This is a genomic window from Ferrovibrio sp. (genome assembly GCF_964218355.1).
Classification (GTDB): domain Bacteria; phylum Pseudomonadota; class Alphaproteobacteria; order Ferrovibrionales; family Ferrovibrionaceae; genus Ferrovibrio.
This window is the reverse complement of the sequence record NZ_CAXPMC010000017.1, coordinates 70,631-86,246: the sequence shown is the minus strand read 5'-3', so window position 1 is coordinate 86,246 and position 15,616 is coordinate 70,631. Positions and strand designations below refer to the sequence as shown.

The 15,616-nt window shown below is 67.5% G+C and carries 13 protein-coding genes; 7 read left to right on the top strand and 6 right to left on the bottom strand.

Features of this window, described 5'->3' with window-relative positions; translation table 11 throughout:
• Positions 1–1,732, top strand: a 1,732-nt coding sequence (locus tag ACEQZY_RS11965; RefSeq protein ID WP_370154597.1) for a PAS domain S-box protein, incomplete at its 5' end; no start/stop codon positions are given.
• Here ACEQZY_RS11965 and ACEQZY_RS11960 read toward each other — a convergent pair.
• The 3 genes from ACEQZY_RS11960 to ACEQZY_RS11950 form a co-directional block, all read right to left on the bottom strand.
• Complete coding sequence (locus ACEQZY_RS11960; protein WP_341704871.1) at positions 1,733–3,361, bottom strand: GNAT family N-acetyltransferase; 1,629 nt, start codon at positions 3,359–3,361, stop codon at positions 1,733–1,735.
• Between the two features lie 311 nt (positions 3,362–3,672).
• The gene (locus ACEQZY_RS11955; protein WP_341704872.1) at positions 3,673–5,562 is read right to left on the bottom strand and encodes a TIM barrel protein; all 1,890 of its coding nucleotides are present in this window, start codon (positions 5,560–5,562) and stop codon (positions 3,673–3,675) included.
• Positions 5,563–5,663: 101 nt separating this feature from the next.
• Positions 5,664–6,332 (bottom strand): TetR family transcriptional regulator, encoded by a 669-nt coding sequence (locus ACEQZY_RS11950; RefSeq protein ID WP_370154594.1) that lies wholly within the window; start codon positions 6,330–6,332, stop codon positions 5,664–5,666.
• 243 nt (positions 6,333–6,575) lie between these two features.
• On the opposite strand from ACEQZY_RS11950, the gene ACEQZY_RS11945 reads away from it, so the two are divergent.
• The 6 genes from ACEQZY_RS11945 (at position 6,576) to ACEQZY_RS11920 (ending at position 12,486) form a co-directional block, all read left to right on the top strand.
• Entirely contained in the window at positions 6,576–7,478 is a 903-nt protein-coding gene (locus ACEQZY_RS11945) for a shikimate dehydrogenase (RefSeq protein WP_370154591.1), read from the top strand.
• A gap of 61 nt (positions 7,479–7,539) precedes the next feature.
• Positions 7,540–8,532: a TRAP transporter substrate-binding protein DctP gene (gene dctP / locus ACEQZY_RS11940; protein WP_341705479.1), complete on the top strand. Its 993-nt coding sequence runs from the start codon at positions 7,540–7,542 to the stop codon at positions 8,530–8,532.
• 81 nt (positions 8,533–8,613) lie between these two features.
• Positions 8,614–9,132 carry a TRAP transporter small permease subunit gene (locus tag ACEQZY_RS11935; protein ID WP_341705480.1) on the top strand — a complete coding sequence of 173 codons (519 nt, stop codon included), beginning with the start codon at positions 8,614–8,616 and terminating at the stop codon, positions 9,130–9,132.
• Positions 9,129–10,430: a TRAP transporter large permease gene (locus ACEQZY_RS11930; RefSeq protein ID WP_370154588.1), complete on the top strand. Its 1,302-nt coding sequence runs from the start codon at positions 9,129–9,131 to the stop codon at positions 10,428–10,430. The genes ACEQZY_RS11935 and ACEQZY_RS11930 overlap by 4 nt, the downstream gene beginning before the upstream one ends.
• A gap of 23 nt (positions 10,431–10,453) precedes the next feature.
• On the top strand, positions 10,454–10,912 hold the full coding sequence (locus tag ACEQZY_RS11925; RefSeq protein ID WP_341705482.1) for a type II 3-dehydroquinate dehydratase: 459 nt from the start codon (positions 10,454–10,456) through the stop codon (positions 10,910–10,912).
• Between the two features lie 104 nt (positions 10,913–11,016).
• Positions 11,017–12,486, top strand: a complete 1,470-nt coding sequence (locus tag ACEQZY_RS11920; protein WP_370154585.1) for a CHAD domain-containing protein — start codon at positions 11,017–11,019, stop codon at positions 12,484–12,486.
• An 18-nt stretch (positions 12,487–12,504) separates the two neighbouring features.
• On the opposite strand, the gene ACEQZY_RS11915 is transcribed toward ACEQZY_RS11920, so the two are convergent.
• From ACEQZY_RS11915 to ACEQZY_RS11905, 3 genes are all read right to left on the bottom strand, one after another.
• Positions 12,505–13,332: a phosphodiesterase gene (locus ACEQZY_RS11915; protein WP_341703295.1), complete on the bottom strand. Its 828-nt coding sequence runs from the start codon at positions 13,330–13,332 to the stop codon at positions 12,505–12,507.
• Positions 13,333–13,436: 104 nt separating this feature from the next.
• Positions 13,437–14,771, bottom strand: coding sequence for an ABC transporter substrate-binding protein (locus tag ACEQZY_RS11910; RefSeq protein ID WP_341703294.1), 1,335 nt, complete (start codon positions 14,769–14,771; stop codon positions 13,437–13,439).
• A 9-nt stretch (positions 14,772–14,780) separates the two neighbouring features.
• Positions 14,781–15,614 (bottom strand): carbohydrate ABC transporter permease, encoded by an 834-nt coding sequence (locus tag ACEQZY_RS11905; protein WP_370154582.1) that lies wholly within the window; start codon positions 15,612–15,614, stop codon positions 14,781–14,783.
• Positions 15,615–15,616 lie beyond the last annotated feature (2 nt).

The following is a 15,616-nucleotide window of genomic DNA, read 5'->3' as shown; positions in this document are numbered from 1 at the left end:
GCCGGAACCGTATCACAGCGCCCATGACGGCTATCTTGCCCGCTACCGGGCAACCGGCGAGAAGCGGATCATCGGCATCGGCCGCGAGGTGATCGGCCGCCGCAAGGACGGCAGCGAGTTTCCCTTCGAGCTGGCGGTCGGCGAATACCATCGTGACGGCATCAGCATGTATGTCGGCGTGATCCACGATCTGACCCAGCGCCGGGCCAGCGAAGCGGATCTGCGCATCAGCGAGGCACGCTTCCGGCTGCTGGTCGATTCGATCTCCGACTATGCCATTTTCATGATGGATGCCGAAGGCACGGTGCTGACCTGGAATGCCGGCGCGGTCAACCTGACCGGCTATGCGCCCGAGGAGGCGATCGGCCGGCCGCGCGACCAGTATTACACCGACGCCGACCGGCAGGCCGGCCATCCCGGTCATGCCCTGCAGGTGGCGCGCGAAAGCGGCCGCTATGTCAACGAGGAGTGGCGCCGGCACAAGGATGGCCGCCGTTTCTGGGTTGGCGTCGAAATTTCCGCCATCCGCGATGCTGCCGGCACGGTCACCGGCTTTGTCAACATTACCCGCGACCTGACCGCCCTGCGCCAGACCGAGGAACTGCAGGAACAGTTGCGCCAGGCCCAGAAAATGGAGGCGCTGGGCCAGCTGACCGGCGGTGTTGCCCACGACTTCAACAACCTGCTGGCGGTGATCGTCGGCAATCTCGAACTGCTCGACGACCAGGTGCAGACGGCGGAAAAGCGCCAGCTGGTGCAGCAGGCCCTGCGCAACGCCACCCGCGGCGCCGAACTGACCCAGCGCCTGCTGGCCTTTGGCCGGCGGCAGACCCTGAAACCCAGCCGCATCGACGTCAATGCGCTGCTTGGCGGCATGACCGACATGCTGAGCCGCAGCCTCGGCGAGACCATCCAGATCGACCTGCAGCTGGCCGCCGGCCTGCCGGTGGTCGAGGCCGATGCCGGACAGCTGGAAAACGCTGTGCTCAATATCGCGCTGAATGCCCGCGATGCGATGCATGGCGGCGGCCAGCTGGTGATCGGCACATCCACGCGCATCCTGACCGAGCCGCATGCGCTGCCCGACCGGCTGGCCGAGGCAGGCACCTATGTGGTGGTTTCGCTGCGCGACACCGGCACCGGCATGACCCCGGAGGTGCGAGCCAGGGTCTTCGAGCCGTTCTTCACCACCAAGGACATCGGCAAGGGCAGCGGCCTCGGCCTCAGCATGGTCTATGGATTCGTGCAGCAATCCGGCGGCCTGGTCGAACTGGACACCGCGCCGGGCGAGGGCACCGAACTGCGCCTGCTGCTGCCGGCGATGGAGGAAGCCGGCGATGGCACGGAAGCGTCGCCGCGGCACAACATCCTGTGCGTCGAGGACAACCCGGATGTCCGGGCGATGATGGCGTCGCTGCTGAAGTCGCTGGGCTATGCGGTGCTGACCGCATCCAGCGGCCAGGAGGCGCTCGACATCCTGCGCCGGCCGCTGCCGGTCGATCTGCTGCTGACCGACATGATGATGCCCGGCGGCATGGGTGGCGTGGCCCTGGCCGACCAGGCGCAGGGATTGCGGCCGGGCCTGCCGGTCCTGTTCATGTCGGGATCGCTGGGCGAGGAGGTGCTGCGCCACACCCGCTATGTCGGTACCGCGCGGGTACTGCGCAAGCCGGTGCGTAAGGCGCAGCTGGCCGAGGCGATCGACGGGCTGCTGCTGGAACACCCGGCCTGATCAGGTCGGCAGCGAATCCTTCCAGGTGACGCTGTAGAGATCGAAGCGGCGATCCTTCAGGTTCTGCACGGTGCCGCCCTGCCGGGCATTGGCCAGGCTGTCCAGCTGCAGGTCGGCGATCGACACCATTTCCACATTCGGCGTGGTATCGGCGGCGATGCCGTCGCGGGCGAAGGGGAAGTCGCAGGGCGTCAGCACGCAGCTCTGCGCATACTGGATGTCCATGTTCTCGACATTCGGCAGGTTGCCGACATTGCCGGCCAGGGCGACATAGCACTGGTTTTCCACCGCGCGGGCCTGGCCGCAGTAGCGGACCCGCAGATAGCTCTGCCGCTCGTCGGTGCAGAAGGGCACGAACAGGATCTGCGCGCCCTGGTCGGTCAGGTGGCGGGCCAGTTCCGGGAATTCCGCATCGTAGCAGATCATTACGCCGATGGGGCCGCAATCGGTTTCGATGGCATTCATGGTGTCGCCGCCGGTGATGTTCCACCAGTAGCGTTCGTTCGGCGTGGGATGGATCTTGCGCTGCTCGTGCACGGCGCCGTCGCGCAGGCAGACATAGCAGATATTGTAGACATGGCCGTCGGCATCGCGGGTCGGATGCGAGCCGCCGATGATGTTGATGTTGTAGCTGACCGCCAGCTCGCTGAGCAGGCTGCGGATGCGGTCGGTATAGCTGGTCAGGGCGGCGATCGCCTCGGCCGCCGGTGCGGGCTTGTTCTCGATCGACAGCAGCTGCAGGGTGAACAGCTCGGGGAACAGGACGAAATCGGCCTTGTAGTCGGCGACGCTGTCGACGAAATACTCGACCTGCCGGGCGAAATCGGCGAAGGAGGAGATGGCGCGCTGCTGGTACTGCACGCAGGCGACCCGCACGCTGCTCTGCGGGCGCAGCCGCGGCGAAGCGGCGACATGGTCTTCCTCGCCGACCTGCGGATTGCGCCACAGCATGTGGGTGGCGAAGCCGCGCGATTCATGGTCGGAGGTCAGGTAGTCGGGCAGCACGCCGATCGGCTCGAAGCCGTTGCGCAGCTGGAAGCTGATCACCTGGTCGCGCAGCTCGCCGTTGCGTGCCAGCTCGACATAGCGGTCGGGCGTGCGCACCTGGTTCCAGCGCCGGCTGAGCCCCGGCATGCGGCCGCCGAACACGATGCCCTTCAGGCGCAGATGCTGGCAGAGCTGCTTGCGGGCATTGTACAGGCGCTGGCCGATGCGCAGGCCGCGATAGTCGGGATCGACACAGATTTCCATACCGTACAGATGGTCGCCTTCCGGGTCGTGGCGTGCGGCATAGCCGCGGCCGGTGATGCCGACCCAGTCATGTGGCTTCAGGGCCACGTTGCCGCCGATGCGGAAGGTGGCGCAGTAGCCGACGATGGCATCCTCGTAGACGGCGACGAACTGGCCCTCGGGGAAATGATGCTGGTGGCCGCGCAGCTGCGCCATCGAATAGGCGCCGGCGCTGCCGAGCGCGGCATAGACCTTGGCGGTGAGCGCGCGGATCGCCGTCATGTCCTTCGGCGTTGCATTGCGCACGACCAGTTTGGGCCGGGAGGCGTTCCGCGGGGTGCTTCGGGGCGCGCTGCGGCCGGCCGGGCGGGAGGTCTGGGTCTTCTTGTTGCTTGTCATCTGTGCTCTCGCGGGTTTGCAGTCGGTGCGGTCGCGGCTGCGCGGTATGCCACAGGCATTATAGGCGGCGCGGCCGCGGCGGGGAGGCTGGTTCTGCCCGGCGATGGTCAGGAAGGCTGGCGGGGGCGGGGCAGGAGGAGGCCGCCCGGCGGCTCCTGGGGGGAGAGGAGGGGGATGCCGGGCGGCCGAACAGGCCTGCTGACTGACTGCCTGTTATTCGATGGCAGCCAGTAGAGCCGGTAAAAGCGGCGGAATTGGGGCGCTTCCAAGCCATTGATATGGCATGGTTTTCTTGATGACCGGGGGGCGGATCAGATTTCCACCCGGCTGCGGGGCTGGATGCCGCGCTTCTGGGCGGCGATGCGCACCGGCGCATTGGGCGCGCCATAGCCGGCATAGCCGCGGCGCTCGATGATCTCGAAGAAGAAGCCCTCGCCGTAATTCGGGCTGTAGATCTGGAAATATTCGCCGCCGGCATCGCGGTCGTACAGGATGTTCTCGGCGCGCAGGCGGTCGACCAGGCCGGGCTCCAGGCCGAAGCGGGCCTCGATGTCGTCGTAATAGTTCGGCGAGATCGCCAGCGGCCGGAAGCCGTTCGCCTTCAGGGCCGCCACCGTGCGGAAGATGTCGCGGCTGGCAAAGGCGAGATGCTGCACGGCCGAGCCGAAACTCTCGGCGATGAAATGGCCGGCCAGGGTGCGGCGGTTCTCGGCGCCGTTGAGCGTGATGCGCAGGCTGCCGCTTTCATTCTCGATCACCTGGCTGCGGATCAGGCCGGCCGGATCGACGATGTCGACCATCGGCGTCTTATGGGTGGCGAAGATCGCCGTGTAGAACAGCAGCCAGGTCAGCATCTCCTCGTAATTCATGGTCTGCGCCACATGGTCGACGGCGACCAGCGCGGCATCTTCGCCCGGTGCCGCGTCTTCGGCCGGCAGGAAATCGATCTCCCACAGGCGGGCAAGGTCGCTGCGGCGGTCGATGAAATGCATCACGCCGCCGCCGACGCCGCGGATGGCCGGGATCGCCAGTTCGCCGGGGCCGGCGGCCTGCTCGAACGGCTCGGCGCCCAGTGCCCGCGCCCGCGCCACCGTGGCGGCCGCATCCTCCACCTTCAGGCCGATATCGCACACCGATGTGCCGTGCATCAGGTAGGCGGCATGGGCAAAACCCTCGCGCTCGGCATTGATCAGCAGGTTGATGCCGCCCTGGCGCCACAGGGTCACGTCCTTCGACTTGTGCCGCGCCGTCTTGCGGAACCCCAGCATGCGGAACAGGCCGGCCAGCTCGGCGGCTTCCGCCTCGTCGGCGGCGAATTCGATGAACTCGATCCCGTCGGTGCGGATGCGGTCGGGCATCTCGGGCACCGGAATGCGGATGCCGGGCTCGGCGCGGCGCACGCCGTCCATCAGGCTGACCAGCGACCGCTTGCCGTCGACGGCGATCGCCTTGGGCGAGCCGCTGCGGAACTGGTCGTTGAAGATTTCCAGCGACAGCACGCCGTCATAGCCGGTGGCGGCCACCGCGCGCATGAAGTCGTGCACCGGCAGGTCGCCCTGGCCCGGCATGTTGCGGTAATGCCGGCTCCAGTGCAGCAGGTCCATCTCGATCCGCGGTGCATCGGCCAGCTGCACGATGAAGATCCGGTCCTTCGGGATGGCGCGGATCGAGTCGACATCGATGCGCCGCGCCAGCGTGTGGAAGGAATCGAGGATCAGGCCGATATTCGGATGCCCGGCGCGGCGCACGATCTCCCAGGCATCGCGGTGATCATTGATGTGCCGGCCCCAGGCCAGCGCCTCGTAGCCGACGCGCAGGCCGCGCTTCGCCGCCCGCTCGCCCAGTTCGTGGAAATCGGCGGCCGCCCGGTCGATGCCGCCCAGCGCGATCGGCGAGACATTCGAGCAGACCAGCATCAGGTCGGTGCCCAGCTCCTGCATCACGTCGAACTTGCGCTCGGCGCGGTCGAAGGTGCGGCTGCGCTGGGGTTCGGGCATGCCCTCGAAATCGCGGAAGGGCTGGAACAGGGTGATGGCCAGGCCGGCCTCGCGCACCATGCGGCCGACCTCGCGCGGGCTGCCGTCGAAGGCGAGGAAGTCGTTCTCGAAAATCTCGACGCCGTCGAAGCCGGCGGCGGCGATGGCCTGCAGCTTCTCGGTCAGGGTGCCGCTGATGGAGACGGTGGCGATGGAGGTTTTCATGATCCGGATGTTTCCAGCCCAGGCGGTGCTTATGTGCGAACCGGTTCGTACATTGTAGGGCCGGAAGCGGCCCGGCGTCAAACCGCGCGCCGGCGGCGGTCTTACGGCGCCTTCAGCACGTTGCGCAGCACCATGTCGACCACCTGGCCGCGCAGGGCGGCCACCGCCTTCTTCGAGGTCAGGTCGACGCGGAAGATCTGCGAAAAGGTGGCGCGGTTGGAGACGTTGAAGAAACACAGGGCGCTGATCTGCCAGTGCAGGTCGATGGCGGTCAGGCCGCGGCGGAAAATGCCTTCGGCGAGGCCGCGGCGGTAGATCCGCTCCAGCTCGCCGATCGCCGAGACATTGAGGTCCTGGATGATCTTCGAGCGCGCCAGATAGTCGCCGTGGTGGATATTCTCGATCATCACCAGCCGGATGAACCCCTCGCTGGTATGATGGTGGTCGAAGGTGAACTCGACCAGGCGGCGCAGCGCCTCGGCCGGCGGCAGATGCTCGAGATCGAGCTGTGCCTCGTCGGTGCGGACCTTCTTGTAGGCCTCTTCCAGCACCGCCAGATACAGGCCCTCCTTGTCGCCGAAATAGTAATAGATCATCCGCTTGCTGGAGCCGGTCTTGGCGGCGATCTCGTCGACGCGGGCGCCCGACAGGCCGTTCTGCGCGAACTCGCGGGTGGCCACGGCGATGATGTCCTGCTTGGTGGCCTCGGGATTGGGGCTGCGGGTCCGGGCCGGCTTGCGGCTGCGGGCTGGCATCGGGGCTGCGCTCATTCGGGTGGAATCCTGCTGGGGCCGGCCGGAACCACCGGCAACGGCCGAACCGTTTTGTCCATACTGGCCTCCGCCGGCCCGGTTGGGAATAGCCCGGCAGGACAGAAACAGCCGGGTTTTCCGCCACTGCCTGCCCTGCCGGCCGATGCGCCCGGAGCCGGCCGTTGACTAAACTAACTATTTCGTACACTGTCGTCGGCAACAAGAGCAATGGGAGGAAACGTGGCGGTTTCGCAGGACGGAATGGCCGGAGAGATTGCCGCGCTGGTGCGCGCGGCGACCAGCGGCCGCCAGCCGGCCCAGCCGGGCGGCGGCTTCGTGCTGGCCGGTCTGCTCGGGCGGGGCATCCAGGCCTCGCGCTCGCCGGCCATGCATGAACGCGAGGCGGCCCGGCTCGGCCTCGGCTGCGCCTATATCCTGCTCGATTTCGACAGCCTCGGCCTGCCCGACGCGGCCCTGCCCGCACTGCTGGCCGCCGCCGCGGCCGCCGGTTTCCAGGGCGTCAACGTCACCCACCCCTTCAAGCAGCAGATTCTGCCGCATCTCGATGCGGTCGCGCCCGAGGCCGCCGCCATCGGTGCCGTCAACACCGTGGTCTTCGCCGAAGGGCGCGCCACCGGCCACAACACCGACTGCTGGGGCTTTGCCGAAAGCTTCCGGCTGGGCATGGCCGGGGTGCCGCTGGGCTGCGTGGTGCAGTTCGGTGCCGGCGGTGCCGGTGCCGCCGTGGCCCAGGCGCTGGTGCAGCTGGGCGTGCGCGATCTTGTGCTGATCGACAGCGATGCCGCGCGCGCGCAGACGCTGGCGGCGCGCATGGCCGCGGCCGGCGCGCCGGTACGGGCCGTGGCCACCGCGGCGGCCGCGCGGGCGGCCGCCGACGGCATCGTCAACACCACGCCGGTCGGCATGGACAAGTATCCCGGCCTGCCATTCCCGGCCGCGCTGCTGCAGCCGCACCACTGGGTGGCCGACATCATCTATTTCCCCGCCGAGACCGAACTGCTGCAGCGTGCCGCGGCGCTCGGCTGCCGCTGCCTGCCCGGCGCCGGCATGGCGGTGGGCCAGGCGGTGCGGGCCTTCGAGCTGTTCACCGGGCACAAATCCGACATGCAGGCGATGGCCGGCCATTTCGGGGCCGCCGCATGAGGGAAAAGCCGGCTGCGGGCCGGTTCCAGTCACGATAAACAAACCGAGGGAGGAAAGTACCATGACACTGAGCACCACGCGTCGCCGCTTTCTCGCCGGCACCGGCCTTGCCGCTGCCGCCACCGCCTTCAGCCTGCCGTCGCGGGCGCAGGGCAAGCCCAAGCTGCGGTTCTCGGCCGTCTTCTCCGAGCAGGATATCCGCGCCGAGATGATGAAGAAATTCGCCGACGCGGTGGCCGGCGATTTCGCCTTCGAGGGCTATTACGGCGGCAACCTGTTCAAGCAGGGCACCGAGCTGGTCGCCCTGCAGCGCGGCAATCTCGAGATGGGCAACATCGCGCCGCAGGACATCTCCAAGCAGGTGCCGGCCTGGTCGATCCTGACCGCCGCCTACCTGTTCCGCGATGCCGACCATCTGCGCAAGTTCTTCGCCAGTGCCGCCGGCATGGAAATGAAGGCGATGGTCGAGGACAAGCTCGGACTGCATATCCTCGGGCCGACCTATTTCGGCTCGCGCCAGGTCGGCCTGAAGCCCGACAAGAAGATCACCACGCCGGCCGACCTTGCCGGCATCAAGCTGCGCATGCCGCCGGGCGAGGCCTGGCAGTTCCTCGGCGAGGCGCTGGGCGCCAACCCGACGCCGATGGCCTATGCCGAGGTCTATACCGGCCTGCAGACCGGCGCCATCGACGGCCAGGACAATCCGCTGCCCAATGTCGAGAACATGAAGTTCTACGAGGTGATGTCGCAGATCGTGCTGACTTCGCATCTGGTCGGTTTCGACCTGCTGACCGTTTCCGGCAAGGTGTGGAAGGAGATGTCGGCCGACGGGCAGAAGCGCTTCCAGGCGGCGGCCGATGCGGCCATCGACTTCTCGACCCAGAAGCACCGCGAGCGCGAGAAGAACCTCGTCGACTTCTTCAAGGGCAAGGGTCTGAAGATCTACGAGCCGGACCAGGCTGCCTTCCGCAGCTTCGCCCAGAAGAAATACCTGGCCTCCGATCTTGCCAAGGAATGGCCGAAGGGCATGATCGATAAGATCAACGCGCTGTAAGACGGCAGTGGCCATCCCGGCGGCGGCCCTGCCGCTGCCGGGCGGGTTGCCGGCCAGGCCCCGGTGCGCAAGGGAGGAATCGTGCACCCGACCATCACCCGCATCGGCGGCTGGCTGTACCGGCGGGCCGAGAACATCCTTGCCGCCATGCAGGTGGCGATGTTCGCCGCGTTCATCCTGCAGATCGTCTTTCGCTACCTGCTGAACTTTCCGGTCGGCTGGACCAACGAGCTGAGCGCCGTGCTGTGGATCTGGCTGGTGCTGTGGGGTGCTGCCTTCGTGCTGCGCGAGGATGAGGAAATCCGCTTCGACCTGATCTATGCCGGCGCCCGGCCGGCGCTGCGGCGGATTCTGCTGCTGGTTTCGTCGGCGGCCCTGCTGCTGCTCTATGCCGGTTCGCTGCCGGCGGTCTACGACTATGTCGCGTTCATGAAGGTCGAATCCACCGCCTATCTGAAAATCCGCATGGACTGGCTGTTCTCCATCTATGTCCTGTTCGCGGTGGCGGTGCTGGTGCGTTATCTGTGGCTGTCCTGGCGCGCCCTGCGTGGCGATGCGCCGGCGCAGCACGATCCGGAAAAGACGGTGTCCGGCGTATGACCATTGCCACGCCCTTCTCGGTGGCCATCGTCGCCATCTCGGCGCTTGCCCTGCTCGGCCTGCCGATCGGGCATGCGATGATTGCCGGCTCGATCCTGTACCTGTTCCTCGCCGGCCTCGACATGGGCACGGCGGCCGAGCAGCTGCTGAACGGCCTGTATTCCAACTACATCATCCTGGCCGTGCCGCTGTTCATCCTGGCGGCCGAGCTGATGAATATCGGCTCGATGACCGAACGGCTGCTGCGCTTCTGCAATGCGGTGGTCGGCCGCTTCCGCGGCGGCCTGGCGCTGGTGAATGTGGTGCAGAGCGTGATCTTCGCCGGCATGTCCGGCTCGGCGATTGCCGATGCCGCCGGCACCGGCCGCATGATGCAGGTGATGATGACGGCCGACGGCAAATACCGGGCCAGCTATGCGGCGGCGCTGACCGCGGCGACGGCGGTGATCGGACCGATCATCCCGCCGTCGATCCCGATGGTGCTGTATGCCCTGGTCTCCGATGCCTCGATCGGCTACCTGTTCCTGGCCGGCGTGGTGCCCGGGCTGCTGATGGCCCTGTCGCAGATGGCGATCGTCATCATCGGCGCCCGGCGCGAGAATTTCCCGGTCGAACCGCCGGTGCCGCTGCGCAGCCTGCCGGGCATCACCTGGCGCGCCTTCCCGACCCTGATGATGCCGGTGGTGCTGCTGGGCGGCATCTACAGCGGCGCCACCACGCCGACGGAAGCCGCGGCGATTGCCGCCGCCTATGCGCTGCTGATCTCCGCCGGCCTCTACCGCAGCGTCCGCTTCCGTGATTTCTACCGCTCGGTTCTGGAAAGCGCGCGCACCTCGGCCTCGATCGGCATGCTGATCGCCGGTGCCCTGGTTTTCAACTACGTGGTCACGGTCGAGAATATTCCCGACACCATCAAGGGCCTGCTGACCGCGTGGAACCTGTCGCCGCTGAGTTTCCTGGTGCTGGTCAACCTGCTGCTGCTGCTGCTTGGCTGCCTGCTGGAAGGCACCACGATCCTGCTGATCATCATTCCGGTGCTGATCCCGACCGCCAAGGCGCTCGGCATCGACATGGTGCATTTCGGCGTCATCGTCGTCGTCAACATCATGCTCGGCCTGATCACGCCGCCCTACGGCCTGCTGCTGTTCGTGATGACCCGCATCGCCGGAACGCCGGTCCGCGCCATCGTGCGGGACGTGACTCCCTTTCTCTGCGCCATGGTCGTGGCCCTGGCGCTGATCACCCTTTTCCCGGATCTCGTGCTCTGGCTGCCCCGCCTGCTGGGCTACCAGGGCTGAGGCCGCTTCAGGCAGGACCCAGCATGGCCAGGACCAGACCGACCGCACAGAAACCGCTGTTCATCCTCAACGGCCCCAACCTCAACCGGCTGGGCAAGCGCGAGCCGGAGATTTACGGCCACACCACCCTGGCCGAGGTCGAGGCCATGTGCCGCGCGGCGGCCGGCGAGCGGCCGGTGCGGTTCCACCAGTCGAATGCCGAAAGTGAGATCATCGGCTGGATCCACGAGGCCACCGATACCGGCGCCGCCGGCATCATCATCAATCCGGCCGCCTTCACCTTCACGTCGATTGCCATCCTCGATGCGCTGAAGATGTTCCAGGGACCGATCATCGAGCTGCATATCTCGAACATCCACCGGCGCGAGGCCTATTACCACCATTCCTATGTCTCGAAGGCGGCGACCGCGGTGATCGCCGGGCTGGGGCCGCGCGGCTATGCGGCGGCGGTGCATGCCATGGCGGCGCTGATCGCGCCGTGACCGTCGTCAGCAGCACCGCGACCGCATCTGTCTTGGAACTGTAACAATCGTAAAAGACTGGGTTATTTGACTTATTTCCCGGCGCTCCGCTAGCATGCGCCGCCATGAGCGAACCGCCCGCCCTGCTGCGCCTGGGATGTTCCCCGGGCAGCCTGCGTCGCATCCGGCGGCATCCTCTGCTGGCGGCTGCCGGCGCCCGGCGCGCGGCCATCGCCCGTCCCGACCTGACCCTGGAAGACACGCCCGGCCGCGACTTCGCTGCCGCCGGCTGGCTCTGCCTCGGCCGCCGCGATGCCGGCATGCAGCGGCAGGAAACACTGCCGGTGGCCGGACAGGCACTGACGGCCGCGCCGCCGCTGGGCGCCGCCATGCTGCCGCTCGCGGAGGGCCATGCCGAGATCGCCAGCCTGGCCCTGGCCGGCGGCCTGCAGCTGCAGGCCGTGCAGATGACCCTGACCGGCGCCGGCCGCACGGCGGCAGCGGCCGAGCTGGTGCTGGCCGCACCCGGCGATCCGGCGCCGGAGGGCATGGCACGGTTGCTGGCGCTGGCGCTGGCGCTGGCGGAAGAGCTGCCGCTGTACTGGACCGGCGCGGCGGCACCGGTGCTGATGGCGGCGGATCTGGGCCTGGCCGAACCGCCGCCGCTGCGCTCGGGCAGCCTGCCCTTCGATCTCGGCGACCGCGCCGCCGCCATCGATGCCTTCACGGCCATCGCCCGCCACTGCCTGCAGCAGTTCGACTGCAACATGCAGCCGGTGCTGCGCGACCGCGATATCGAGGGCGTGCACCAGATGCGCGTCGCCCTGCGCCGGCTGCGCTCGGCCTTCAACCTGTTCCGGCCGGTGCTGCCCGCCGCACTGGTCGCGCCGCTGATCGACGAGCTGCGCTGGCTGAACGAGCCGCTCGGGCGCAAGCGCGATCTCGATGTCTTCCTCGCCGAGACGCTGGCACCGCTGGCGGCGCGGCTGCCCGATCCCAGGGGATTGCGGCATCTGCGCACCGTGCTGGAAGACCGCCGCGCCGCCGCCCAGGCCGCGCTTGAATCGGCCCTGCGCTCGTCGCGCGCTCTGCGCCTGCGGCTTGGTCTCGAGGCGATGCTGCTGCGCCTGCCGGCGGAAATCGCTGCCAGCGGCGATGCGGCCCTGCAGGCCGCCGCGGCCATGCCGGCCCGGCGCTTCGCCGCGCGGCTGCTGGAAAAGCGCGCCCGCAAGGTGAAGAAGCTCGGGCGCCATCACGACACGCTGGAGGCCGAAGCCCTGCACCGCCTGCGCATCCAGTGCAAGAAGCTGCGCTATGCGGTGGAATTCTTCCGGCCGCTCCATGGCCGGCGGGCGGTGCGCCGTTTCCATGCCGCGCTGGCGGAACTGCAGGACTGCCTCGGCGTTCTCAACGATGCCGCCGTGGGCGGTGCGCTGATGCGCGACGTGCTCGGCCCGCCGGGCGGCGATCCGGCCGCCGCCGCCGTGGCCGGCTGGTTCATCGGCCGCCAGGAGATGCAGCTCGCCCATCTCGGCGAGGCCTGGGATGCCTACAGCCGCGCCAAGCCCTTCTGGAAGGCCGACCTGAACGACTAGGCCGGACCGTGCCGCCGTTCAGTGCGCGCCGGGATAGTCGGGATCGAGCACGAAGGGATAGGGGCCCGGGTATTTCTCGACATAGACGCCATGCGAGACGAGGCCGGCGCCGGCATTCCACTGGTGTACCAGGAAAGATGCCGGCTCCATGGTGAAATGCGAGGGCGATTCGGCGCCGAGATCGAACACCACCTGATGCGCCGTGCTGGGTGCCACCTGCACGATGGTGCCGGCGAAGCGGGCCGTGATCGGGCGGTGGTGGTGGCCGCAGAGAATCCGCTCGACCTGGGGATGGCGGGCGATGACGGCACCGAAGGCATCGGCATTGCGCAGGTTGATCCCGTCCATGTGGCGGATGCCGCAGACGATCGGCGGATGATGCAGCACGACCACGGTGGGCTTGTCCGGCGCGGCGGCCAGCGTGCGGTCGAGGAAATCGAGGCGGGCGGCGCACAGCTCGCCATGGCCCTTGCCAGGCACGACGGAATCCAGCATCACCAGCCGTACCGGGAAATCGTCGACCGCATACTGGATGAAATCCGGATCGGCGGTGATGCCGGGCAGATGCGCCAGCCGCTGCTTCATCACCTCGCGGCGGTCGTGGTTGCCGGGCACCAGATAGACCGGCATGTCGAGATGGCGGCGGATCAGCAGGGCGAGGATGTCGTATTCCTCCGCCAGACCGCAATCGGTCAGGTCGCCCGACATCACCACCGCATCCGGCGCCGGCCACATGGCCGCCAGGCTCTGCAGGGCGCGATCCAGCAAAGTGTTGGTCTCGACCACGCGATAGGCGGGCTTGCCGGTCGGGCGGATATGCAGGTCGGTCAGCTGGGCGATGATCACGGGGGCGATCCTGTCGGAGGGTTGAGGGGCGGAGGAATCGAGGGGCGGTGATATGCGAACGGGGCGGCGGCGGGTGCCGCCGCCCCGTCATGGTGCGGGCTGCCTCAGTTGGTCTTGCCGACCAGCTTCAGCGCGGTCTGCTCGACATAGGGACGCAGCAGGGCATCGGCGGCCTTCTGCGCGGCCTCGACGGCGGCCTGCGGCTGCTGCTTGCCGGAGAGGACGGCCTGCACCTGGTCTTCCAGCGCCTTGCGCACGCCGACGGTGTTGTAGGTGGCGAACCACGGGCCGGCATAGGCCAGCTGGTCCAGCGCCACCTTGGCGTCCGGGTTCTTGGCGATGAAGTCCTTCATCTCCGGCAGGTCATAGGCATGGCGGTTGGGCGCGAAATAGCCGGTGAAGCGGCTCCACTCGCCCGACTGCTTCGGGCTGGTCAGCCACTTGACCAGGGTCCAGGCCGCCTTCTTCTGGGCCTCGTCGAGGCCCTTGGGCATCATCAGCGAGGCGCCGCCGATCGGCACGGCATTGCGCACGTTGCGCGGCAGGAAGGCGACCTTGTAGGGATGCTTCATGTTCTCGCGCACGAAGCTGAGCGAACCGGTCGACAGCACCATCATGCCGAGATTGCCGGCAAAGAAGGCGTTGGTGGTGGCGTTGGCATCGTTGACGCCTTCCGGCATCACCTTGTGACGGTGCACCATGTCATGCAGCAGGGTGACCGCGCCCAGCATGGTCGGGGTGTTGTAATAGACCTCGCCGCCATAGACGGTGTTGTAGTACTGGCCGCCATTCGACATGTTCAGCGCGCTGGTGATCCAGCCGAGATAATCGTAGGTGGCCGGCATCATGAAGCCCCAGCGCTTGACGGTGTTGCCCTCGCGCTTGGTCAGGGCCTGTGCGGCCTTGATCCAGTCTTCCCAGGTGGCCGGCGGCTGGTCCGGATTGAGGCCGGCTTCCTTGAAGGCGTCGACGCTGTAATACAGCAGCGGGGTCGAATTGTGGAACGGCACGCCGTAGATCTTGCCGTCGATGGTGGCATTGGCATGCAGGGCCGGCCAGAAATTGTCCATGAACTGCGCCGGGGTCTGGCCGTCGGCCCTGGCCAGATCGTCGAAGGGCTGCACCTCGCCGTTGATCACGTATTCGAGGATGAAGTTGGCGCTCATGATCACCACGGCCGGCGGCTTGCCGGCCTTGATGGCTGCGCGGGTCTTCAGGTTGGTATCGTCGTAGCTGCCGGTATAGACCGGGGTGACCTCGATGTCCTTGTGCGCGTCGTTGAAGCGCTTGACGACATTCTGCATCTCGTTGGCCAGCTTGCCCTGCACCGGCACGGGGAAGAACAGCTGGATGCTGGTGGCCGCCTGCGCGGACGACAGTCCGGCAGACAGGGCCGCGACCGCGGTTGCGGCCGTGATCACGCGGGTGAAGGCATTCATGGCAGTCTCCTATTTTATGCCAGTGAAAACGAAGCTCGAGACGAAGCGGCGCTGGAAGAGCACGAAGGCGGCCAGCAGCGGCGCCGCCACCAAGGCGGTGCCGGCGGCGATCAGGCCCCATTGCGAGGCGCTTTCGGCGCCCATGGTGAAACTGGCGAGGCCGACGGTCAGCACCTGGTTGGACGGCGACGAGACGGCCAGCAGGGGCCACAGGAACTCGTTCCAGTGCGCCGCGACCGAGACGATCGAGAAGGCGACCAGGCCCGGCCGGGCCAGCGGCACCAGCACCCGCCACAGGATCTGCAGGCGGCTGGCGCCGTCGACCAGTGCGGCTTCCTCGAAATCGCGCGGAATGGTGCGGAAGGTCTGGCGCATCAGGAACACGCCGAAGGCGGAGGCGAAATACGGCGCCATCACGCCGACCAGCGTGTCATACAGCCCGAGCCAGGCCAGGGTGACGAGGTTCGGCACCATCAGCACCGGCGGCACCAGCATCAGCTGCAGCAGGAACAGATAGAAGATTGCCTGCCGGCCGGGAAAGTCCAGCCGCGCGAAGGCATAGCCGGCCAGGGTGACGGTGACCAGCTGCACCGCCAGCACGCCGGCACAGAGCAGCATCGTGTTGAGATACCAGAGCGGGAAGCTGCCCGAGCTCCAGGCTTCCGTGAAATTGCCGAAACCCGAGCGCGGCGAGGGCCACAGCGAGGCGATGTCGGCGCCGCCGGCCGCATCGGGCCGCAGCGAGGCCACCAGCATCCACAGGAAGGGCATGAACCAGATCGCGGCTGCGGCGGCCAGCAGGATGACGCTGGCGGCGGGAACCTGGCTGCGGCGCGCGATCATGC